At 60.8% G+C, this 22,550-nt stretch carries 14 protein-coding genes and 1 other RNA gene; 7 read left to right on the top strand and 8 right to left on the bottom strand.

Annotated features, from left to right (window positions below; translation table 11 throughout):
- Positions 1–21: 21 nt before the first annotated feature.
- Positions 22–2,232 (bottom strand): DNA polymerase III subunit gamma/tau, encoded by a 2,211-nt coding sequence (dnaX, locus tag ACW55A_RS12555; protein ID WP_455808030.1) that lies wholly within the window; start codon positions 2,230–2,232, stop codon positions 22–24.
- Between the two features lie 100 nt (positions 2,233–2,332).
- On the opposite strand from dnaX, the gene ACW55A_RS12550 reads away from it, so the two are divergent.
- The gene (locus ACW55A_RS12550; protein ID WP_455808031.1) at positions 2,333–3,127 is read left to right on the top strand and encodes a substrate-binding periplasmic protein; all 795 of its coding nucleotides are present in this window, start codon (positions 2,333–2,335) and stop codon (positions 3,125–3,127) included.
- 93 nt (positions 3,128–3,220) lie between these two features.
- The gene (locus tag ACW55A_RS12545) at positions 3,221–4,906 is read left to right on the top strand and encodes an acid phosphatase (RefSeq protein ID WP_498810998.1); all 1,686 of its coding nucleotides are present in this window, start codon (positions 3,221–3,223) and stop codon (positions 4,904–4,906) included.
- Between the two features lie 5 nt (positions 4,907–4,911).
- Here the strand turns inward: ACW55A_RS12545 and ACW55A_RS12540 are convergent, their stop codons facing one another.
- Complete coding sequence (locus tag ACW55A_RS12540; RefSeq protein ID WP_003315176.1) at positions 4,912–6,036, bottom strand: mechanosensitive ion channel family protein; 1,125 nt, start codon at positions 6,034–6,036, stop codon at positions 4,912–4,914.
- 336 nt (positions 6,037–6,372) lie between these two features.
- Between ACW55A_RS12540 and ACW55A_RS12535 the strand changes: the two genes are divergently transcribed.
- On the top strand, positions 6,373–7,026 hold the full coding sequence (locus ACW55A_RS12535) for a DUF1826 domain-containing protein (protein ID WP_024663017.1): 654 nt from the start codon (positions 6,373–6,375) through the stop codon (positions 7,024–7,026).
- A gap of 180 nt (positions 7,027–7,206) precedes the next feature.
- Here the strand turns inward: ACW55A_RS12535 and ffs are convergent.
- Positions 7,207–7,303: signal recognition particle sRNA small type (ffs, locus tag ACW55A_RS12530), an RNA gene on the bottom strand.
- A 226-nt stretch (positions 7,304–7,529) separates the two neighbouring features.
- Between ffs and ACW55A_RS12525 the strand changes: the two genes are divergently transcribed.
- Positions 7,530–8,018, top strand: a complete 489-nt coding sequence (locus ACW55A_RS12525) for a GNAT family N-acetyltransferase (RefSeq protein ID WP_044308597.1) — start codon at positions 7,530–7,532, stop codon at positions 8,016–8,018.
- A 56-nt stretch (positions 8,019–8,074) separates the two neighbouring features.
- Here the strand turns inward: ACW55A_RS12525 and ACW55A_RS12520 are convergent, their stop codons facing one another.
- The 5 genes from ACW55A_RS12520 to ACW55A_RS12500 form a co-directional block, all read right to left on the bottom strand.
- The gene (locus tag ACW55A_RS12520; RefSeq protein ID WP_498810997.1) at positions 8,075–9,265 is read right to left on the bottom strand and encodes a zinc-binding metallopeptidase family protein; all 1,191 of its coding nucleotides are present in this window, start codon (positions 9,263–9,265) and stop codon (positions 8,075–8,077) included.
- 446 nt (positions 9,266–9,711) lie between these two features.
- Positions 9,712–12,075: an NAD-dependent DNA ligase LigA gene (gene ligA, locus ACW55A_RS12515; protein ID WP_498810996.1), complete on the bottom strand. Its 2,364-nt coding sequence runs from the start codon at positions 12,073–12,075 to the stop codon at positions 9,712–9,714.
- A 129-nt stretch (positions 12,076–12,204) separates the two neighbouring features.
- A complete protein-coding gene (gene zipA, locus ACW55A_RS12510) occupies positions 12,205–13,068 on the bottom strand; it encodes a cell division protein ZipA (RefSeq protein ID WP_003371459.1) in 864 nt (287 codons plus the stop codon).
- A gap of 250 nt (positions 13,069–13,318) precedes the next feature.
- On the bottom strand, positions 13,319–16,807 hold the full coding sequence (gene smc, locus ACW55A_RS12505; RefSeq protein ID WP_455808044.1) for a chromosome segregation protein SMC: 3,489 nt from the start codon (positions 16,805–16,807) through the stop codon (positions 13,319–13,321).
- Between the two features lie 4 nt (positions 16,808–16,811).
- Complete coding sequence (locus tag ACW55A_RS12500) at positions 16,812–17,471, bottom strand: GntR family transcriptional regulator (protein WP_003371456.1); 660 nt, start codon at positions 17,469–17,471, stop codon at positions 16,812–16,814.
- Between the two features lie 276 nt (positions 17,472–17,747).
- On the opposite strand from ACW55A_RS12500, the gene xdhA reads away from it, so the two are divergent.
- The 3 genes from xdhA to xdhC are packed head-to-tail and all read left to right on the top strand — an operon-like array spanning position 17,748 to position 22,550.
- Positions 17,748–19,202 (top strand): xanthine dehydrogenase small subunit, encoded by a 1,455-nt coding sequence (xdhA, locus tag ACW55A_RS12495; RefSeq protein ID WP_498810995.1) that lies wholly within the window; start codon positions 17,748–17,750, stop codon positions 19,200–19,202.
- On the top strand, positions 19,195–21,714 hold the full coding sequence (gene xdhB / locus ACW55A_RS12490; RefSeq protein WP_455808046.1) for a xanthine dehydrogenase molybdopterin binding subunit: 2,520 nt from the start codon (positions 19,195–19,197) through the stop codon (positions 21,712–21,714). Before xdhA ends, xdhB begins: the two co-directional genes overlap by 8 nt.
- On the top strand, positions 21,711–22,550 hold the full coding sequence (xdhC, locus tag ACW55A_RS12485) for a xanthine dehydrogenase accessory protein XdhC (RefSeq protein ID WP_455808047.1): 840 nt from the start codon (positions 21,711–21,713) through the stop codon (positions 22,548–22,550). Before xdhB ends, xdhC begins: the two co-directional genes overlap by 4 nt.

Raw genomic sequence — 22,550 nt, 5'->3', positions numbered from 1 at the left:
CCAGCGGCGCCCTGTGTTCAGTTATTGAGCCTGCGCCGCAGGTGTGTCAACGGGCTTGATCGTGTCTTCCCGGATCACAGCGCCAAACTGTTGCAGCATCTGCTGGATGTACGGGTCGGCCTGAATCGAGGCTTCGGCCTGGCGCTGGCGCTCGGCCCGCAGCCGTGAAGCAGCCTGCGCAGGGGTTTCCTGCTCGGGCTTGATCAGCTCGATACTCAGATTGATCGTGCGCCCATGATACTGGTTCAACGCATCGTTCAGGCGCCGCTGCTGGGTCGAGTTGAACAGCGCGCTGTGCGCAGGGTCCAGGTGCAGCAGCCAGTGGTCGCCATCGACCGAAATCAATGTGCAGTTGGCCGCGATGCTGCCGGTCATCCCGGAGATCGGCAGCTTGGGAAACACGTCCAGCCATTCGGCCGCAAGACCGGTGGCCGGTTTGGCGGCAGGACCGGGCTCCGGCTCGACGGCTTCAAGTTCGACAACACTTTCGTGGGCCAGCTCATCCAGATAGCTGTAGGACGCCGGATCTATATCGATGTCCGGCTCGACGTAATCGTCGTCCGCTGGCGGTTCGTCATCACGGCCCATCGGCCCGGAGTCGGAAGACATCGAATCGGTGTGCATGGACAGATACGCAGAGTCCGGGATGGCTTCGAGCATTGCCGGCGTGTCCTGTTGCTCGGCAACCGGCTGCACCGGCTCGGCTTCAGGTGCGGCCGGCACCGGGCTGGCGGGCGCAGGCGTCGGCATGGGCGTCAGGTCGGGCTGCTCGGAAACGGTCTCCAGAACCGGCTCGGCTACTGGCTCGGCAGCGGCTTCGGTATCAGGCGCAGTTTCGGCGGCGGGTTCGGCAGCCGGGGATTTGGGCTCGTTCCACGGCAGGTCGAGGTCTTCAACCGGGGCGGCTTGTGGCTCTGGCTTCGATTCCGGTTGTACCGCGGGCGCTGGCCGGACGGCGGCCGGCATCGGAGCCGCTGCAGGCGGCAGCGCTTCGAAGGCCGGATCAGGTGCAGCCATCACCGGGGCGGTCGACACTGCGGGAGTTGCCGATGCAACAGGTGTCGCATCAGCCACTGCTTTTCGGGAATCAACCGTGGCCTGGCTGATCCCCACTGGCTTTAGCGGCTGCCTCGGCGCGTCCTCGCTGTCGGCAGGACGAAACGCCAGCATGCGCAACAGGACCATCTCGAAGCCACCACGCGGATCAGGGGCCAGCGGCAGGTCACGACGACCAATCAAGCCCATCTGGTAGTAAAACTGTACGTCTTCGGCAGGCAGGGCCTGCGCCAGGGCCAGCACCCGGTCACGATCGCCATGACCGTTGTCGACGCCTTCCGGCAACGCCTGGGCAATCGCAACACGGTGCAGCACGTTGAGAATTTCCGAGAGCACGCCGTTCCAGTCAGGGCCCTGCTCGGCCAAGTGGCGTACCGCCTCCAGCACGCCACGCGCATCGCCTTCCAGCAATGCGGTCAGTACATCGAAGACCTGGCCGTGGTCCAGCGTGCCAAGCATGGCACGTACATCGGCAGCCATGACCTTGCCTTCACCGAAGGCAATGGCCTGATCGGTGAGGCTCATTGCATCACGCATCGAACCGTCGGCGGCGCGCCCGAGCAACCACAGCGCGTCGTCTTCGAACGGTACGTTCTCGACGCCCAGCACATGGGTCAGATGCTCGACCACGCGTTCAGGCGTCATGTTTTTCAGCGAGAACTGCAGGCAACGCGAAAGAATGGTCGCTGGCAGCTTTTGCGGATCGGTGGTGGCAAGGATGAACTTGACGTAGGGCGGCGGCTCTTCAAGCGTCTTGAGCAAGGCGTTGAACGAGTGGCTGGACAGCATGTGCACTTCGTCGATCAGGTAGACCTTGAAGCGACCGCGACTCGGCGCGTACTGCACGTTATCCAGCAGCTCACGCGTATCTTCGACCTTGGTACGGCTGGCGGCGTCGATTTCGATCAGATCGACGAAACGGCCCTCGTCGATCTCCTTGCACACCGAGCAGGTGCCGCAGGGCGTCGAGGTGATGCCGGTTTCACAGTTCAGGCACTTGGCGATGATCCGCGCGATAGTCGTCTTGCCGACGCCCCGTGTGCCGGTAAACAGATAGGCATGGTGCAGGCGCTGGCTGTCCAGCGCGTTGATCAGGGCCTTCAACACATGAGCCTGGCCGACCATTTCGCGGAACGAGCGCGGACGCCATTTACGTGCAAGAACCTGATAACTCATTTAAAACCGTCGCAACTGGTAAGCGGAAGACCGCCAATGCTAGCCGAGCAGGGGCAAAATTGCATCTGGTGTCCGTCTCTATTGTGGCTAAGCTGTGCAAATGACTCTATTGACGCGCTTTATTCGGGCCTTCACCACGCCGCGGCTGCCTCGTGCAGCGGCGGCCTGCCTGCTATTGCTGATGCCGCAAAACGGCAGCGCGGCGCAGAGGACCTTGAGCTTTGCGGTCAATGAAGGCTGGACCATGCCGATGATGCACATCACCGACTTTCGTCCCGAATCCGGCATTCTGTTCGACATCATGCAAAGCCTTGCGCACCACGTGGGCCTCGAGGCCAGTTACCACGTAATGCCGCGCCTGCGCATCCAGTCGGCGCTGGAGCGCGGCGAAGTCGACATGCACTGCTACAGCGCCCAGGCGTGGTACCCGGACTTGTCCGGGGATTATCTATGGAGCCTGCCGATTCTCTATCAGCGCGACTGGCTGGTCGCTTCGGCGGCGACGGCTGCCGGCCCCTACCCCGAGCAGTTCGACAACGAAACCGTCGGCACCGTGCTGGGCTACAACTACCCGGCCCTGGAGCACCTTTTCGAGAATCACAAACTGGTCCGTGAAGACGCGCGCGCGCAGAATCAGACGCTCGGCAAGCTGATGGCCGGGCGCTACAACTACGCGGTGACCAATCAGTTGATCCTCGAATGGACCAACCGGAACCTGCCTGTCGGCAAGAGGCTCAAGCCGATATCACTGGTCGCCGAACAACCAGCCGCCTGCCTGATCCGCAATAACCCCGACCTGCCAGTGGGCAGAATTTTGCGCACGCTGGTGCAGATGCGTCTGTCGGGCGAGATCCAGCAGATCATCGATCACTACACAATGGCCACGGCCCCCTGATCCTTCATCTACGCTGTCGCAATAGCGTCATATTCCATGGTTACGCTCGCGTGAAATCTTTGGTAACACATTAACCAGCGCGAGTATTTGGCGATGAGCGACAGACCAGACGACGAAGATACCAACGAAAACCCCAGCCGCCGTCGTTTTCTGGGCGGGATGGCTGCCTTGGGTGCAGGTGTCACCCTTAGCAGCTACGTTTCCGCCCACGAGAAGCCGCCCGGCGACAACGAACGGCATCATCACCTTGCCGGACCCGCGCTGGATCGCGCCTTGCGCGAAAATGTGAAAACCATTGTGGTGATCTACGCCGAGAACCGCAGCTTCAATAACCTGTTCGGCGATTTCCCCGGTGTCGAAAAGCCGCTCTCCTCGCTCAGGCCTTCCGATTACGAGCAGCGCGACCGCGACGGCACGCGATTGTCCAAACTGCCACCTGCCTGGGGCGGCGTGCTGCAGGTCGGACCGCAAACCGTCGATGGCGTGACTTATCCGGTGGGCGAGCAGTTTCAGCAAGACCTGCCCAACGCGCCGTTCCCGCTCAAGGGACCGAACGGTGAAGACCTGCCGCTGAGCCTGGTGACCCGCGATCTGTGGCACGTGTTTTACCAGAACCAGATGCAGATCAACGACGGCAAGAACGATCGTTTCGTGGCCTGGGCGGATGCAGGCGGCCTGACCATGGGCAACTATGCACAGACTCAGTACTCGCTGCGCCTGTGGGACGTGGCCGAGGAGTTCGTGCTGTGTGACAACTTCTTTCAGGGTGCTTTCGGCGGCTCGTTCCTCAATCACCAGTACCTGATTTCAGCCACCGCGCCTATTTACCCGAACGCCGCCGAATCTCCGGCCAAGTCGCAAATCGCTACCTTGCAGAGTTTCAACCCGCAGGATCCGCGCCTCAAACCGCTCGACAAGTCGCCGGCCAGCGCCATGGACGGACCGCCACAATTTGGCCCCAGCGCCATCACGCCGGACAACTACGCCGTCAACACCATGGCCCCGCCCTACTGGCCAACCTGGCTGCGCGACCCGCAAAACCCTGATTACTCGAAACCGGATCTGCCCAACGTGCTGGTTCCGCAAAGCCACGAGCACATCGGTGACAAGCTGTCGAAAAGGAATGTTGACTGGGCGTGGTACGCCGGTGCCTGGCAAGTGACGCTGGATGAATTCAAGGACTCCACCGGGATCCCGAAAATCCCCAACTTTCAATACCATCACCAGCCGTTCAACTACTTCAAGCAGCAGGGGCCGCAGCACCCTGAAGAGCGCAAGAAGCGCCTGCGTGACGGCGGGCTGGGTGACGAGTCGAGCACCAATCGCTTTCTCGCCGATGCCGAAGCGGGCAAGTTGCCTGCGGTAACCTTCTACAAGCCCCAGGGCAACCTGAACATGCACGCCGGTTACGCCGACGTTGCTTCGGGTGACCGGCACATCGACCGGGTGATCAAGGTGCTGCGCAAGAGCCCACAGTGGGACAACATGGTGATCGTCGTCACCTTCGACGAGAACGGCGGCTGGTGGGACCATGTCGCGCCGCCAAAAGGCGACCGCTTCGGGCCCGGCACGCGCATTCCCGCTCTGGTCATCTCCCCTTTCGCCCGCAAGGGCAAGGTCGACCACACGGTTTACGACACCGCCTCGATCCTGCGCCTGATCACCCGCGTGCATGGCCTGGAAAAACTCGACGGCCTGAAACGCCGTGACGAGGCCATGATCGCGCGTGGCCAGGCGCCGATGGGCGACCTGACCAACGCGCTGCAGTTTCCGGCCTGATCCCGTCAGGTGGTCGCGTCGGCAGCCTCCAGCGCAGTCGGACGAGCGGTTTTCACCGGTGGCAGGGACGCCACGTACACCGTGCGGGACGGGAACGCGAAACGCACGTCCAGTTCGGCAAAGGCTTCCATGATGTCCAGATTGATCGCCTGCTGCACATCCATATAGACGTTGTAGCTGGGGTCGAGCACGATAAAAACGGTCTCGAACTCCAGCGATGTCTCGCCAAACCCCCGAAAATGCGAACGATCGAAACGTGCCAGCTTCTGCGCGTTGATGATCGCTTCGACTTTCTTCGGCACTTCCCTTATCTGATCGACCGAGCAGTCATAGGTCAGCCTGAACTCAAAGACAATCCTTCGTTCCTGCAAGCGTTTGTAGTTCTGGATGGTGTTGTTGATCATGTCGGCGTTGGCCATCACGATCTGCTCGCCACCCAGGCTGCGGATCCGCGTGGTCTTCAGGCCCACGTGCTCGACCGTGCCGGACAACGCACCGACGACGATGAAGTCGCCAACCTCGAAAGGCTTGTCCACGGCGATGGACAGCGAAGCAAACACGTCGCCCAGAATGTTCTGCACCGCGAGTGCGACCGCAATGCCGCCGACCCCGAGGCTGGCGACGAACGCGGTGATATTGACCCCGACGTTCGACAGCATCGCCATGACCACCGTGGCCCACAGCAGCACCTTCGCACCCCACAGACTCAACGTGGCCAGCGCGCTGCCCTGAAAGGTGCCGCCGGCGTTGTGACGCACGAAGTAGCGCTGCAAGGCGAGCGCGATTGCCCGGTTCGCCCACAGCCCGACCTGTAATGCGGCGACCACGAACCACAGACTGCTGACCCGCCCGAGCCAGCGCTCCGGCAGATCGAGCATGCCGATGCCGATCAGAATGGAAGCCAGCAGCAATAACGTATTACTGGTGCCCGACAGCACCTGCACCACGATGTATCGCATATGCGTGCTGGGCGCATCCGCACGCGAGCGCATCTTTCTGAGCACAAAACCGATCACGCCCCTGACCAGAATAAAACTCAGGGTCGAGGCGAAAATAGCCAGTATCCAGTTGGCGAGCGATATGCCCAGAAATTGCGAGTCTGTGAAAAATCTGATGATGTCCTGTTCCATCCGGCCCCCGGCTCCACTGCTGCGAGACGCCTGACCGAAAAGCCCGTGACACCCGCAGCGACTTGAATTGCCCCTTGCCGTAAAACGGTTTCAAGCGACGCGTAAGGAGTTAGGGGGTGTGTGGAAGTGAGGGTTCAGTTGAATTGGCTATTGATCGATCACCTGAACGCACACCGAGTTTTCACTGTTCGTCGAAACTGATCGGACAGCATGGAACCTCTCCTCAATGAGTTGCCACTCACGGCCCCGAGCGACGGGCTACCAAGCCCCAAGCGTTCAAGCGGCCCAAAAGGCCAATTCGTGGTTAACACCACATTCAAGCAGAGGAAAATATCCGTGACCTACGGCATTCGCGGCGGAGTTGGCACATCGGCTTACTACACCCAGCCCCAGCCTTTTGATGAGTTGAAGCTGAAGCCGGAACAGATCCAGGAAAAGACGGCAAAACTCATGGAGAAAGGGTATTTCACCGTTCCCATAGCAGAACCTACAAGACGTTTTTTGCATGAGCAAAGCAGTCTCAGTAACCCCGCCTGGAGACAGGAGACCGTTGGAAAGGTTATTGATTTGAAAGCAACCGACTACGAACGATCAACAACAGCCGTAGCGAAGGACATTGCAACCACTCTTACCGGGAAGCAACAACAATTGAGGCCTCATGAGTTCCAACTGCGAAGGGCCAAAAATCAGGGCGCAGACCAATGGCATCAGGATAAGGGGCCGAAAAAGGTCATCTGCATCGCCACCATCGAGGGTCGCGGCACCGAATACGTGAAGCGCGCAGAATCAGAAGGAATATTTGAAGCGGGGCATTTTGGGAAAATGACGCCTCTGGATGCCAGGGCGGTCGAGCAGAGAACCAGAGAAGCCAAGCAAGACCGCTTCTATTTCTTTGCGGGCAAAGGTATTTGCGAAGACAGCATTCCCAAACTGGTACACCGCTCGCCCCATCAGAGTGGTCGCTCCATCTTCCTGGCACGATGGCAGTAAGGCAGGCCATGCAGGATTAACCGCCGGCCTGGAGACATCCGGCGGTTATCTCCGTGCCGGGCAGACTGTTTTTACAGACGCACGAAGTTCTCGCCAGCGCAGGGCGCCGTCGAAACAGGAATAGGCTTTCATTTTTACGAGCAGGCCACTTTCAGAAAAGGACCTTGAGATAGGTGGTGCCCCCACCAGCCACACCCCGGCACACAATGTTCCCGCTGTGGCTGCTTCCTTCCGGATCTGACCAGGTTCACGGGTAATCGTTGCGGGGGGACCGATGGGGTCACCATAACGACACTCACCAGTTGGCGAGCCGCGCCATTGTACCGGTCTTGCGCGAGTTTACAACCGTTGCTGCGGATAAAAATTTCGAGGGGGCTCAAGCACTTGTGTGCCGGGGCTGAAAGGCAAATGCGTGCCGGTCATCAGCGTTACAAATCCTCGAAGCGGCCCCGTTCGATCCTGTACCCTGCCCGCCTCAACCATAATCAGCCAGCAGGTTGCTCATGCAGACTCGATTGGTCGACTACCACGACCTCAGCGCCTCTCAACGCCAACAGCTCGGATACCTCGAGGTTACGCAGGAACAGATACAGTTCTCCGGCGACATCTACACCGCGCTCAATACGCTTCTGGTCAGACCCAGCCCGAATATTTGCGGCTTCGCGCTGCTCGGTGACGAGAAGCCGGTGGGGTTCTTCCTGCTCAAGCGCGATGATTGTCTGCCGCACTGGGCTCAGGAGGCTCTGACGGCGACACTGCATGCGTTGCAGATCGATCACCGTGAACAGGGCAAGGGGCTGGGCAAGGCGTGCCTGCAAGCATTGCCTGCGGCGTTGCGCCTGAAATGGCCGGACATCACTCAATTGATGCTGTCGGTGGATGCGGACAACTCGGCCGCCATCGGGCTTTATACCGGCCAGGGCTGGGTCGATACCGGTGAGGCGTATCGCGGGCGGATCGGTTTCGAGCGCAGGCTGACCCTGACGCTTTGAGCCGCTTTTGCACAAAGGCCTGACACGCCGCCGAAGCGTGTCAGGCATGGCCCGCGTTACTGGGCCTGCAAAACCTCATCGGCCTTGCCACCGGCATCCTGAATCACCAGGTGGATGAAGTGCAGCTTGGCGATGACCGCTTGAGGCAGCACGAACGGATAGAAATCCGGCTGCCCCATGCTGCGTGACAACTCGTTGAGCATGCTCGCCAGCTCGATCCAGGCATTGACGAACGACAGGAACGCCGGGCCGCCCGGATGCTGAGGGTCGTAGAGTACTTCCAGCGGAAACGGCTGGTAGTCGAGCTCCATGTCGCGAGCGCTCATGCCAAACCCCAGCGCGGTGTCGACCGCATCCATCATGTGCAGGTAATGCGCCCAGGTTTCGGCCCAGTCTTCCCAAGGATGCATGGTCGCGTAGGCACTGACGAAGCTTTCCTGCCAGTTGTCCGGCGCACCGTTCTGGTAGTGATGATCGAGCGCGTCGGCGTAGCTGGCGCGCTCGTCGCCGAACAGGTTGCGATAACTGTCCTGCCAGTGGGTATTGGCGATGAGCCGATCCCAGTAGTAGTGGCCGACTTCATGACGGAAATGGCCAAGCAAGGTGCGATAGGGTTCGTGCAGCTGCACGCGCATCGCTTCACGGTGTGCGTCGTCGGCTTCTTCGATGTTCAGGGTGATCAGGCCGTTGGCATGGCCTGTGGTTGGCAGGTTGCCCTCCAGATCGACACCGACGAAGTCGAAGGCCAGACCGGTCTCTTCGTCGACAGTCTTGGGAATGACCTGCAGGCCCAGGGAAATCAGCTGCGCGACCAGACGCCGTTTGGCGGTCTCGACCTTGCGCCAGCGCTCGCCGTTTTCAACCACCGACAGGTCGGGAATGGTGTGATTGAGGCTGCACGCAACACAGAATTCGCCGGAATTATGCTCTGGAAAAAGCCAGTTACAGGCTGCCGGGGTGCCGAGGTTGGCGCAACGCCGATACAACCCGGCACCCGGCTCATCGCTCAGGCGCCAGGTAGTAGGCTCAGGCCCCGCTTCGAGCGTAGCGACACGCCCCTGCTCAGGCAGGTAGCCCAGCGCTGCAGAACAGGCCAGGCATTGGGTATTGGGGAAAAACACCGACTGGCCACAGGTGCACTGCCAGACCTTGCTGTTACGTTTGGATTCGCCGACAAATGGGGCGGTGATGCGTGAACTCAGTTGCTCGAAAAAGCGATACATGGCGATCTCCCGTTGACCTTGCATGGACTAGATCATACCGACGCTTCAGGGGTTCAAAATATTATCGAGCGGCATGGATGATGAGGCTTACGGCGTGTTCATGGGCCAAAACGGTGCGTCGCACGGTAGTCGGGATTATCGTTCCTCACGCTCCAGCGTGGGAATGCAGTGCGTGACGCTGCGCGCAAAAGATCTACGCCGCACCATCACACTCAAGACCGGACGCAGAGCGTCCAGAACTGCATGCGACGCGGAGCGTCGCACGATAATCAAGACATGCCTAAGCAGAGCATCGCACGGTAGTTGGGATTATCGTTCCGCACGCTCCAGCGTGGGAATGCCGTGCGTGACGCTCCGCGTCACAGATCTACGCCGCACCATCACACTCAAGACCGGACGCAGAGCGTCCAGAACTGCATACGACGCGGAGCGTCGCACGATAATCAGGGCATACGGAGCGTCGGTCTTCCTCAATCAACCGCCACACCCAGCTCGGCCAAGCGTTTGAGCAGTGCATCTTCGTCCAGAACGGTAAGGCCGAGTTCGTTGGCCTTGGTCAGTTTCGAGCCAGCACCAGGCCCGGCAACCACGGTGTGGGTCTTGGCCGAGACCGAGCCGGACACCTTGGCACCGAGGCTTTCGAGCTTTTCCTTGGCGACATCGCGGCTCATGCGTTCCAGCGAGCCGGTCAGTACCCAGGTCTGGCCAGCCAGCGGCAAACCTTCGACGGTTTTTTTCTCGCTGCGCCAGTGCATGCCGAAGTCCTTGAGCTGGGCTTCGATGGCGCGGGCGCGCTCGGCGTTTGCGCTGTCGTCGAAGAAATCGCGAACCGACCTGGCCTGTTTCTCCGGCAGTGCCTGACGCATGTCCAGCCAGTCGGCACTGATGATGGCCTCCAGCGTACCGAACCGGTCCGCCAGTTTCTGCGCAGCACCCGGCCCTACCGACGGAATGTGCAGTTTGTCGATCATCCCTTCCAGCGTGGTGCTGGCCGCGAACTCGGCGCCCAGCTCGCCCTGGTCCTGCAATTGCAAACCGCATTCACCGAGCAGCGCATCGATGACGCTACGGTTGTGCTCGTCCTCAAAGAAGCTGTGAATCTCGTATGCGACTTCCAGGCCGACATCCGGCAGGTAGGTCAGCACTTCCGGCAAGGCCTGTTGGACACGCTCCAGTGACGCCAGCGAACGCGCCAAGACCTTGGCCGTCTCCTCACCCACATCGGGAATGCCCAAGGCATAGATGAAACGCGCCAGGGTCGGCTGTCGGCTGTCGGCGATGGCCTTGAGCAATTTATTGCTGGAGACTTCCGCGAAACCTTCCAGGTCGATGATCTGTTCGTATTTCAGTTTGTACAGATCGGCAGGCGAGCCGATGAGTTTCTCATCGACCAGTTGCTCGATGGTCTTGTCACCCAGCCCTTCGATGTCCATGGCGCGACGCGATACGTAATGAATGATCGCCTGCTTGAGTTGCGCACCGCAGGCCAGACGCCCGACACAGCGATACACCGCGCCCTCGGTGACGGTTTCCTTGCCTTTGCTGCGTTTGATCAGTTGCGTGCGCTCGACATGCGAGCCGCACACCGGGCAGGTCTGTGGAACCTGCACCGCCCTGGCATCCTCGGGGCGGCGCTCGGCAACCACCTGCACTACCTGCGGAATCACGTCACCGGCACGCCGGATGATCACCGTGTCGCCAATCATCAGGCCGAGCCGCGCCACTTCGTCCATGTTATGCAGCGTGGCGTTGGCGACCATGACGCCTGCCACCTTGACCGGCTTGAGCCGCGCGACCGGCGTTACTGCGCCCGTGCGGCCTACCTGGAACTCGACATCCAGCAGTTCGGTCAGTTCTTCCATGGCGGGGAATTTGTGGGCAATCGCCCAGCGCGGCTCACGGGCGCGAAAGCCCAGTTCGCGCTGCGCTGCCAGGTTGTTGACCTTGAACACCACGCCGTCGATCTCGTAAGTCAGCGCCAGGCGTCGCTCACCGATATCGCGGTAATAGGCCAGACACTCCTCGACGCCATTCGCCAGTTTCAGCTCGCGGCTGACCGGCATGCCCCATTTTTTCAACGTTTCAAGCACGCCAATATGAGTGTCGGCGATTTCCGCCGACGTCTGGCCCAGGCCATAGCAGCAAAACTCCAGCGGCCGGTTGGCCGTGATCTTCGAATCCAGCTGACGCAGGCTGCCTGCCGCTGCGTTGCGCGGGTTGGCGAAGGTCTTGCCGCCGATTTCCAGCTGACTGGCGTTGAGGCGCTCGAAACCGGCCTTGGACATGAACACTTCACCGCGCACTTCCAGCACATCCGGCCAGCCTTTGCCCTGCAGCTTGAGCGGGATGTTGCGCACTGTGCGCACATTGACGCTGATGTCTTCGCCGGTGGTGCCGTCGCCGCGCGTCGCCCCCCGCACCAGCGCGCCGTCGCGATACAGCAGGCTGACTGCCAGACCGTCCAGCTTGGGCTCGCAGCTGTACTGCACCTTGCTGCCTTCGCCAAACAGGTCGCCGGCCGGCAGATCCAGCCCCTCGGTGACCCGGCGATCGAATTCGAGCATGTCGTTTTCTTCGAACGCGTTGCCCAGGCTGAGCATCGGCATTTCGTGGCGCACCTGGGTAAACGCCGACAAGGCCGCGCTTCCGACCCGCTGCGTCGGCGAATCGGGAGTGACCAGATGAGGGTTTTCCGACTCCAGGGCCTTGAGCTCGTGAAACAGGCGGTCGTACTCGACATCCGGAATGCTCGGCTCATCCAGAACGTGGTAGCGGTAGTTGTGCTCATCCAGCTGTGCACGCAGTTCCAGGATTCGGGTTTCGACGGCCTTCATACGGTGTTCTCTCAAAAAGCAAAAAAGCAGCCGAGGCTGCTTAATCTGTTGGCTCTGTTCTGTTCAGGTCAGGCCCCGCCAGAGCGGGCCGCAGCACGCTCATGATCGGAGACCTGCCCAAGGGTTTGCTCAACCGCGACGCTGGGTCAACGCCCGACGCTCGAACTCGACGATGCGCTGGCGATAATGCTCTATGGTCTGCGCGGTCATGACGCTGCGCTGATCATCCTTCAGTTCGCCATCCAGCTCGTGAGCCAGCTTGCGAGCGGCGGCAACCATCACATCGAATGCCTGCTTGGGATGACGAGGGCCTGGCAAGCCGAGGAAGAAGCTCACTGCACGGGTGCTGAAATGGTCGATATCGTCCAGGTCGAACACGCCGGGCTTGACCGCATTGGCCATCGAGAACAGCACTTCGCCGTTGCCAGCCATGCTCTCGTGACGGTGGAAAATATCCATCTCACCGAAACGCAGGCCGCTTTCCAGAATGTTCTGCAACAGCGCCGGGCCCTTGAAACCGCCTTCGCTGCGCGAGATCACGCTGATGACCAGCACTTCCTCTACCGGAGGCAGGTCCTTGTCTTCGGTGATGCGCTGGGCCGGCTTGTCGTCCGGGAAATCGTCGTCGCGTGCGGTAAACAGGCTCGGGCCGTCGAGATCCAGGTTCAGGTCGCCCTGCTGTGGCTCATCCTTGCGCTTCTTGTCACTGCGCTTCTCGCTGTTGCCACGCTTGCCTTCACGCGGGCTGGCGCTCATGGACGGCAGATCGTGCTCGTCGAGCTGCGGCTCCTTGTGGGTATCCAGCACACGAGGCGGCCCGAGCAGTTCGGCAGACGTGGTCTCTTCTTCATCCGGAAGGTTGGAGAAGCTCCGATCCAGTCTGAATTTCAATTTACCCTTGCTGCCGCGCATACGGCGCCAGCCATCAAAGAGAATACCGGCGATGACTATTATGCCGATGACGATCAGCCACTCGCGCAGACCGATTTCCATGTAATCCAGTGCCTCTAATGAAGAAATCTGAAAATAAGGGCCTAAACCCCTTTAATACGTGGTGCCAAGTCTATGTTCTGACTGGCAATTCGCCCACGCGAAAATAAAAAGTGGTCACTAAACTAGCACGACCAAAGGTAACTTTACACCGTCTGTTACGTCTCTTCGCCGCCCAAGTTGCCATCTCATGTACCAGCGTCTCGTTTTCAGGCCTCTGGACAGCCACTTGCCCGCAGAACGAGGCGTCGAATCAGGCATCCACCAGCGCCATCGCCTGCTCCACATCCACCGCCACCAGCCGCGAACAGCCGGGCTCGTGCATCGTTACCCCCATCAGCTGATCAGCCATTTCCATGGCGATCTTGTTGTGGGTGATATAGATGAACTGCACCGTTTGTGACATTTCTTTCACCAAACGTGCATAGCGACCCACGTTGGCGTCATCCAGCGGCGCATCCACCTCGTCAAGCATGCAAAACGGCGCAGGATTGAGTTTGAAAATGGCAAAAACCAGCGCCAGCGCCGTCAGGGCTTTTTCACCACCCGACAGCAAATGAATGGTGCTGTTCTTCTTGCCGGGGGGACGCGCCATGATTGTCACCCCAGTATCGAGTAAATCTTCGCCCGTCAGTTCCAAATAAGCGGAGCCGCCACCGAAAACTTTTGGGAAAAGTGCCTGAATTCCGCTGTTTATCTGATCGAAGGTATCCTTGAAGCGGTTTCGGGTCTCCTTGTCGATCTTGCGAATGACGTTTTCCAGAGTGTCCAGCGCTTCGACCAGATCGGCATCCTGCGCATCCAGATAGCGCTTGCGCTCGGACTGCTGCTGATACTCGTCGATGGCCGCGAGGTTGATCGCGCCCAGGCGCTGAATACGCCCGGCGATGCTTTCCAGTTGCTGCTCGGCAGCCTGTTCGCTGGCTTCCGGCGTCAGTGTGGCAAGCACGCCATGCAGGTCATAGCCGTCTTCATGCAACTGGTCCTGCAAGGCTTTGCGACGCACCGTCAGCGCCTGCCACTCCAGACGCTGTTGTTCCAGCTGGCCACGCAGCAGCTGCGATTGCTGCTCGGCCTGGGTGCGGCGCTTTTCTGCCTCGCGCAATTCGCGGTCAGCGTCTTCGAGTGCGTTCTTGGCGATGCGCATTTCGTCATCGACCACCATGCGCCGCTCCAGCAGTTCTTCAAGCTTGAGGCGCAGTTCTTCGAGCGGTGCCTCGCCCTCCTCCAGATTCAGGCTCAGTTGCTCGCGCTTCTCGGTCAGCCTTTCGGACTGCATGCGCAGGCGCTCCAGCGCCTGACGGGTCGAATCGTATTGCGCCTTGATCGAGCCGAGACGCACCGCCAGCTGATGACTGTGATCCTTGTGCTGCCGCGCATCCTGACGTATCCGGTCCAGACGCTCACGCAGCGCATCACGCTGCGCCTGCAGCACCTCGCGCTGCTCGGTATCCTGCGCCATGCTGTCCAGTGCATCCTGCAATTGCAGGCGCGATTCGCCGAGGTGCTCGTGCTCGACAGCGCGTTGCTCACCCAACTCGGCCAATTCTTCATCAAGACGAGTGCGCCGCAGGGTCAACTGCTCGACTTTTACCCGGACCGCCGACAACTGCGCTTTCAATTCGCTTTGCTGACGGGTTTCGTCCTGCACGCGACGGCGCAACTGCTCACGAGCGTCTTCCTGCTGCGACTGCTGCTCGCGCAAGACCAGCAACTGCTCTTCCAGGGTGGCCAGAGTCGCTTCGCGCTCATCGCGCTCCAGACCCAGCTGCTGCAATTCCTGACCGCGCGCCAGCACCCCGCTCTGCGCTTCGCTGGCGCGGCGTACACGCAAAAAGTGCCGCCCCACCCAGTAGCCGTCACGGCTGATCAGGCTTTGCCCGGCGCTGAGTTGCGCACGCCGCGCCAGCGCCTGGTCCAGGTTCTCCACCGGTATCACCTGGCCCAGCCAGGCGGACAGATCAACCGTGCTGTCGACCTTTTCCAGCAAACTACCGGGCGCGCGAACCGCATCGGCACCCGCGCCGATCAAGCGCAGATCGCCCTGCTGAAAACCGGCCAGATCGAGCCCGTCGAAGTCATCCACCAACACGGCCTGCAAATCCGCACCAAGCACGGTTTCCACGGCCAGTTCCCAGCCGGCTTCGACGCTCAGCCCCTCGGCCAGACGCGGCCGTTCGGCCAGTTGCTGATCCCGCAGCCACTCGGCAGTGCCGGTGTCCGGGTCAAGTGCCGCCTGCTGCAACGCTTCCAGGGACGCTAACCGGCCGTTGAGACGTTGCAGCTCGCCCTGCGCCTGCTGTTGCGCCTGGCTGGCGTGCTGCAACGCCTCGCGCAATTGTTCAAGACGCTCGACCGCCTGCTCCTCGCCCATGTGCAGCTCTTCAAGGGTCATGTCACGGGCGGCGAGGTCTTCGCTCAATTCCAGAATGGCCGCATCTTCCGGGTCAGCGGCCAGCAGTTGACGCTCTTCGGCCAGCCGCCGCTGGCGCTCTGCAAGGCGTTCGATGCTCTGTTCCAGCTGTTGAATGCGTGACTGCTGGACCTGTGCCTGACGCTGCGGCTCGGCGGATTGCTGATTGAAGACGTCCCACTTCTCCTGCCAGCCCTGCATGGCCGCTTCGGCGTCTTCCAGAGCGATGGCCGACTCCTCGGCGGCCGCGCTGGTCATTTCCTGCTCGGGCTCGAGCATCTCCAGCTCTTCGCCGAGGGTGGCGAGCAAGGTGGTGTCGTGCCCAAGGTGCGATTCGGTTTCCTGGCGGGCACGCTCGGCTTCGCGCAGGTCATCCTGCAATTGGCGCAGCCGCTGCTGACCGTGCTGAATGCTCTGCTCGACGCGGGCAATGTCGCCGCCGACCGAATAAAAGCGGCCCTGCACCAGGTTAAAGCGCTCGGACAGATCATGGTGGCCGTCGCGCAGCCTTTCGATACTGGCATCGGCACTGCGCTGATCGGCCACCAGCGCCTCGAAGCCGACCTCCTGATTGCCAATCACCGCCTCGCGCTGCCCCACCAGATCATTCAGCGCCTGCCAGCGCAGGGCCGACAATTGCGCTTTCAACTGACGCTCTTCGGCCTTGTATTCCTGATACTTCTCGGCGGCCTGAGCCTGTCGGTGCAGACGCTCCAGCTGACGCTCGAGCTCTTCACGCAGGTCGGTCAGACGCGCCAGGTTCTCGTGGGTGCGACGAATGCGGTTTTCGGTTTCCCGGCGCCGCTCCTTGTACTTGGAAATCCCTGCGGCCTCTTCGATGAAGTTGCGCAGGTCTTCGGGCTTGGCTTCGATCAGCTTGGAGATCATGCCCTGTTCGATGATCGAATAGCTGCGCGGCCCCAGGCCGGTGCCGAGGAAGATGTCGGTGATGTCGCGACGGCGGCATTTGGTGCCGTTGAGGTAGTAGCTGTTCTGACTGTCGCGGGTCACTTTGCGGCGAATGGAGATTTCCGCATACGCCGCGTACTCGCCGACCAGCGTGCCGTCCGAGTTGTCGAAGACCAGTTCGATGCTGGCCTGGCTGACCGGTTTGCGGCTGGTGGAGCCGTTGAAGATGACGTCGGTCATCGACTCGCCGCGCAGGTTCTTGGCCGAGCTTTCGCCCATCACCCAGCGCACGGCGTCGATGATATTGGATTTGCCACAGCCATTGGGGCCGACGACAGCCGCCATGTTGCTGGGGAAGTTCACCGTGGTGGGGTCGACGAAAGATTTGAACCCCACCAGCTTGATGCACTTCAGGCGCACGGCGTCAACCCTTTGCCAGGGCGGCCAGCACCAACTGGCAGCTGCGCTGACAGTAGCTGACCAGCACGACACGAATCTTCGGTATGTCCCGCGCCACCACTGCGCCAAGCAGTTCGTCGAACAATGCCAGGTAGTCGCCCATATCGGCCTTGCGTTGCTCGAGCGCGAGGAAATAGCTGCGGCTCATGGAAGGCTGCAGGTTCTCGACGGTTTCCTCGAGGTACGGGTTGTTGGCGAACGGATAGGCCGCGCGCATCACATTGAAGCTCTCTTCGACGAATGCGTTGACGTCCTGCTGCTGGAAACTGCCCTGCAGACGCTGTTGTATCTGCAGAAACGGCGCAAGATCGTCCTCGGTCTTCCAGCGCTCGACCACTGCATTGGCCAGCAGAATGTAAAGCTCGCTCATCAGGCAGCACAGGCTGGTGACGTTATGGGCGTTGAGCACCGTGACCTGCGCGCCACGACGCGGCAGGATCACCACCAGGTGGCGCCGCTCCAGAATCAGCAGTGCTTCGCGCACGGAGCCACGGCTGACGTTCAACGCCTGCGTGACTTTCTGCTCCTGAATACGCTCTCCAGGCTTGAGCTCACCGCGAATGATCCGCTCGGCAAGATGATGAGCAATTTGCTCAGCGAGGCTGTCCGGGGCCTTGAACGTCATGACTATCCTTCAGAAAAAACCAGTTCAGCATGCAAGTCGCGGAGTGTATCGCAACCGGCACGGGTGGCGCAGGGCCATAAACACGGAAACTGGCACGAAATACGCAAAACCTTGAATACACCCGGCAGGCGATTCAAGAACCAGAGGCTGTTTGATCGGCAGATCGCCGAAAAACTCAATTTCCTGACTCCGAAGTCAGAAACAAATTGACCCAATAAACAGAGCTGATAGATTCATCGACATGTCTGATGACAATAAACGTGAGGGCTTTGCGCCGTGATTCAGTTCCTTTTGAACCAAGAGCTAAAAACCGAGCGCAGCCTGAATCCGAACATGACCGTGCTAACCTACCTGCGTGAGCAGGCACACAAGCCCGGTACCAAGGAAGGTTGTGCCAGTGGTGACTGCGGTGCCTGCACCGTCGTGGTGGGCGAGTTGCACAGTGACGCTGACGGCGAGCAAACGCTGCGTTATCGCAGCCTCAATTCGTGCCTGACATTTATGGCGTCGCTACACGGCAAGCAATTGATCAGCGTCGAAGACCTCAGGCATCAGGGCCAGTTGCACAGCGTGCAGAAGGCGATGGTCGAGTGTCATGGCTCGCAATGCGGCTTTTGTACCCCGGGCTTTGTGATGTCGCTGTTGGCGCTGCAAAAGAACAGCAGCGAAGCCGATGCCCATCAGGCCCACGAAGCCCTGGCCGGCAACCTGTGTCGCTGCACCGGCTACCGCCCTATTCTGGCCGCTGCCGAGCAGTCTTGCGCGCAGCGCCTGCCGGATCAGTTCGATCAACGCCAGGCGCAGACCGTCGAACGCTTGCGCGCCATCGCTCCGGCCGGCACCGATGAACTGAATGACGGCGAAAAACGCTGCTTCATTCCGCTGACCGTGGCGGATCTGGCGGACCTCTACGACAGCCATCCGCAGGCGCGCCTGCTGGCCGGAGGCACCGATCTGGCTCTGGAAGTCACGCAGTTTCACAAACAGTTGCCGGTGATGATTTACGTCGGACACATCGACGAGATGAAGGGCGTGAAGCGTTTCGACGACCGCCTGGAGATCGGCGCAGCGACTCCGCTGACCGATTGTTATGCCGCACTCAAGGCCGAGTACCCGGACTTTGGCGAGTTACTGCAGCGCTTCGCCTCGTTGCAGATCCGCAATCAGGGCACGCTGGGTGGCAACATCGGCAACGCCTCCCCCATCGGCGATTCCCCGCCGCTGCTGATCGCCCTTGGCGCGCAGGTCGTGCTGCGTAAAGGCAACAGTCAGCGCACTTTGGCGCTGGAAGACTATTTCATCGACTACAAGGTCACGGCCCGCCAGGACAGCGAGTTCATCGAAAAGATCATCGTGCCCACCGCCACATCGCGGCAGATCTTCCGCGCCTATAAAGTCTCCAAGCGGCTGGATGACGACATCTCGGCGGTCTGCGCGGCTTTTCGCCTGACCCTGGAAGATGGCGTGGTCCACGAGGCTCGCGTAGCGTTCGGCGGCATGGCGGCGATTCCGAAACGTGCAGCGGCCTGCGAAGAGGCGCTGATCGGGCAACCATGGAGCCATGCAACCGTCGAACGCGCCTGCACTGCACTGAGCGAGGATTTCACTCCGCTGTCGGATTTCCGTGCAAGCAAGGAATACCGCCTGTTGAGCGCGCAAAACCTGCTGCGCAAGTACTTCATCGAGTTACAGACCCCAGCCGTTCCAACGCGGGTGACTGACTATGTCTGAGCATTCCCCACACCTCACCCAGGCCGAGATGCTTGCAGTATTTCAACAAGGCCTGAACACCGGCGTCGGCCGCAGCGTCAAGCACGACAGTGCCGACAAGCACGTGTCCGGCGAAGCGGTGTACATTGACGATCGTCTGGAATTTCCCAACCAGTTGCACGTGTACGCACGTCTTTCCGAGCGTGCCCATGCGCGTATCGTCAGCATCGATACCTCGCCCTGCTACGCCTTCGAAGGTGTACGCATCGCGATTACCCATCAGGATATTCCGGGGCTCAAGGACATCGGGCCGTTGCTGCCCGGCGACCCGCTGCTGGCCATCGATAAGGTGGAGTTCGTCGGGCAACCGGTGCTCGCCGTGGCGGCTCGTGACCTGGACATTGCACGCCAGGCGGCCATGGCGGCGATCATCGAATACGAAGACCTGGAACCGGTGCTGGATGTGGTCCAGGCCCTGCGCCAGAAACACTTCGTGCTCGACAGCCATACGCACAAGCGTGGCGACTCTGCCGCTGCGCTGGCGAGCGCAACCCACCGCCTGCAGGGCAACCTGCACATTGGCGGCCAGGAACATTTTTACCTGGAAACCCAGATCTCTTCCGTGATGCCGACCGAAGACGGCGGCATGATCGTCTATTGCTCGACCCAGAACCCCACGGAAATCCAGAAGCTGGTGGCCGAGGTGCTGGGCGTGCCAATGAACCGCATCGTGGTCGACATGCGGCGCATGGGCGGTGGTTTTGGCGGCAAGGAAACCCAGGCGGCCAGCCCGGCCTGCCTGTGCGCCGTGATTGCCCGCTTGACCGGCCAGCCCACCAAGATGCGCCTGCAACGCTTCGAAGACATGCAGATGACCGGCAAGCGCCACCCGTTCTACATCGAGTACGACGTGGGTTTCGATGATGACGGTCGCTTGCAGGGCATACAACTGGATCTGGCCGGCAACTGCGGCTATTCGCCGGACCTGTCGGCTTCCATCGTCGACCGCGCCATGTTTCATGCCGACAACGCCTATTACCTCGGTGAAGCCACCGTCAACGGCCACCGCTGCAAGACGCACACCGCCTCCAACACCGCCTACCGGGGCTTTGGCGGCCCGCAGGGCATGGTCGCCATCGAAGAGGTCATGGACTGCATCGCACGCTTCCTGGGCAAGGACCCGCTGCACGTGCGCAAGGCCAACTATTACGGCAAGACCGAGCGTAACGTCACCCACTATTACCAGACGGTCGAACACAACCTGCTGGAAGAGATGACCGCCGACCTCGAGCAAAGCAGCCAGTATGCCGAGCGCCGCGAAGCGATTCGTGCGTTCAACGCCGGCAGCCCGGTGCTGAAAAAAGGCCTGGCGCTGACGCCGGTCAAGTTCGGTATCTCGTTTACCGCCAGTTTTCTCAATCAGGCCGGTGCGCTGATTCATATCTACACCGACGGCAGCATCCACCTGAACCATGGCGGCACCGAAATGGGCCAGGGCTTGAACACCAAGGTTGCGCAAGTCGTGGCCGAGGTGTTCCAGGTGGACATCGAGCGCATCCAGATCACCGCGACCAACACAGACAAGGTGCCCAACACCTCGCCCACTGCCGCTTCGAGCGGTACGGACCTGAACGGCAAGGCGGCACAGAATGCCGCTGAAATCCTCAAGCAAAGGCTGGTGGAGTTTGCCGCCAGGCACTATCAGCTGAGCGAAGCGGACGTCGAGTTCCGCAATGGCCATGTGCGGATCGGCGAGCTGTTCCTGCCGTTCGCCGAACTGGCGCAATTGGCATGGATGGGCCAGGTGTCGCTGTCCAGCACCGGCTATTACAAGACGCCGAAGATTTTTTACGACCGCAGCCAGGCACGTGGCCGGCCGTTCTATTACTACGCCTTTGGCGCAGCCTGCGTGGAAGTCATCGTCGATACGCTGACCGGCGAATACAAGATGTTGCGCACCGACATCCTGCACGACGTCGGCGCGTCGCTGAACCCGGCCATCGATATCGGTCAGGTCGAAGGCGGCTACATTCAAGGCGCCGGCTGGCTGACCACCGAGGAACTGGTGTGGAATGACAAGGGCAAGCTGATGACCAGCGGCCCGGCGTCCTACAAGATCCCGGCAGTGGCGGACATGCCGCTCGATCTGCGCATCAAGCTGGTAGAGAACCGCAAGAACCCGGAAGACACGGTGTTTCATTCCAAGGCCGTCGGCGAGCCGCCGTTCATGCTCGGCATCGCCGCCTGGTGCGCGATCAAGGACGCCGTGGCGAGCCTGGGTGACTACCGTCATCAACCAAACATCGACGCCCCGGCGACGCCGGAAAAAGTGCTGTGGGGCTGTGAACAGATGCGCCAGAACAGCGCCGCGCGTCGCGCATCCAGCGAAGGCGCCGAGCCGATTGTTTCCGCCTCTTCGCGGGCAAGTGAAGCTTCGCCAGGCTCGCCCTTACCTATTCAGGATGCCCCCGTGCGAGCCAGCTTGCTCGCGAAGGCGCCTGGCCTGGATCACTCTGTCCTGGAGCAGAAATGAACAACTGGATCAGCGCCCTGGCCGAGCTGCAGGCCCGTGGTGAACCCGGCATTCTGGTGACGATCATCGAGGAGCTGGGCTCCACGCCGCGCAATGCCGGATCGAAAATGGTGGTCTGCGCCGAGCGCATCCACGACACCATCGGTGGCGGCCACCTGGAATACAAGGCCATGGAGATCGCCCGCGAGATGCTTGCCAGAGGCACACGGCAGACGCGCCTGGAACGTTTCAACCTGGGTGCAAGCCTGGGCCAGTGCTGCGGCGGCGTGAACGTGCTGTTGTTCGAACCGATGGGCGAGCCCGTCGCGCAGATCGCGGTGTTCGGTGCCGGTCATGTCGGCCGCGCGCTGGTGCCGCTGCTGGCCAGCCTGCCCTGCAGGGTGCGCTGGATCGACAGCCGCGAGCATGAATTCCCCGAGTCGATGCCCGATGGCGTGATGAAGATCGTCAATGACGAGCCGGTCGACGAGGTCGCGCAACTGCCTGTGGGCACCTATTGCGTCGTGATGACCCACAACCATCAACTGGATCTGGAACTGACGGCCGCCATCCTCGGGCGTGGTGACTTCGGTTACTTCGGACTGATCGGCTCGAAAACCAAACGGGTCAAGTTCGAACATCGCTTGCGGGAACGCGGTTTCGACGCCAGTCTGCTGCAACGCATGCGTTGCCCGATGGGCCTGGCCGAGGTCAAAGGCAAGCTGCCCATCGAGATCGCGGTGTCGATCGCCGCGGAAATAATCGCCACTTACAATGTCAGCTTTGGCCAACACACCGCCAACGCCGAACCTATCGCCAGACTGCTGCCTGCATCGCGCCGCAGTCAGTCGCAATGA

Source organism: Plantibacter cousiniae (nom. nud.) (assembly GCF_977070315.1).
This window is presented reverse-complemented; position numbering and strand designations above follow the sequence as displayed.

Coding starts and splice junctions, on each gene's coding strand:
- dnaX (WP_455808030.1), bottom strand. CDS start 2,232: ATGAGTTATCAGGTTCTTGCACGTAAATGGCGTCCGCGCTCGTTCCGC.
- ACW55A_RS12550 (WP_455808031.1), top strand. CDS start 2,333: ATGACTCTATTGACGCGCTTTATTCGGGCCTTCACCACGCCGCGGCTG.
- ACW55A_RS12545 (WP_498810998.1), top strand. CDS start 3,221: ATGAGCGACAGACCAGACGACGAAGATACCAACGAAAACCCCAGCCGC.
- ACW55A_RS12540 (WP_003315176.1), bottom strand. CDS start 6,036: ATGGAACAGGACATCATCAGATTTTTCACAGACTCGCAATTTCTGGGC.
- ACW55A_RS12525 (WP_044308597.1), top strand. CDS start 7,530: ATGCAGACTCGATTGGTCGACTACCACGACCTCAGCGCCTCTCAACGC.
- ACW55A_RS12520 (WP_498810997.1), bottom strand. CDS start 9,265: ATGCAAGGTCAACGGGAGATCGCCATGTATCGCTTTTTCGAGCAACTG.
- ligA (WP_498810996.1), bottom strand. CDS start 12,075: ATGAAGGCCGTCGAAACCCGAATCCTGGAACTGCGTGCACAGCTGGAT.
- zipA (WP_003371459.1), bottom strand. CDS start 13,068: ATGGAAATCGGTCTGCGCGAGTGGCTGATCGTCATCGGCATAATAGTC.
- ACW55A_RS12500 (WP_003371456.1), bottom strand. CDS start 17,471: ATGACGTTCAAGGCCCCGGACAGCCTCGCTGAGCAAATTGCTCATCAT.
- xdhB (WP_455808046.1), top strand. CDS start 19,195: ATGTCTGAGCATTCCCCACACCTCACCCAGGCCGAGATGCTTGCAGTA.
- xdhC (WP_455808047.1), top strand. CDS start 21,711: ATGAACAACTGGATCAGCGCCCTGGCCGAGCTGCAGGCCCGTGGTGAA.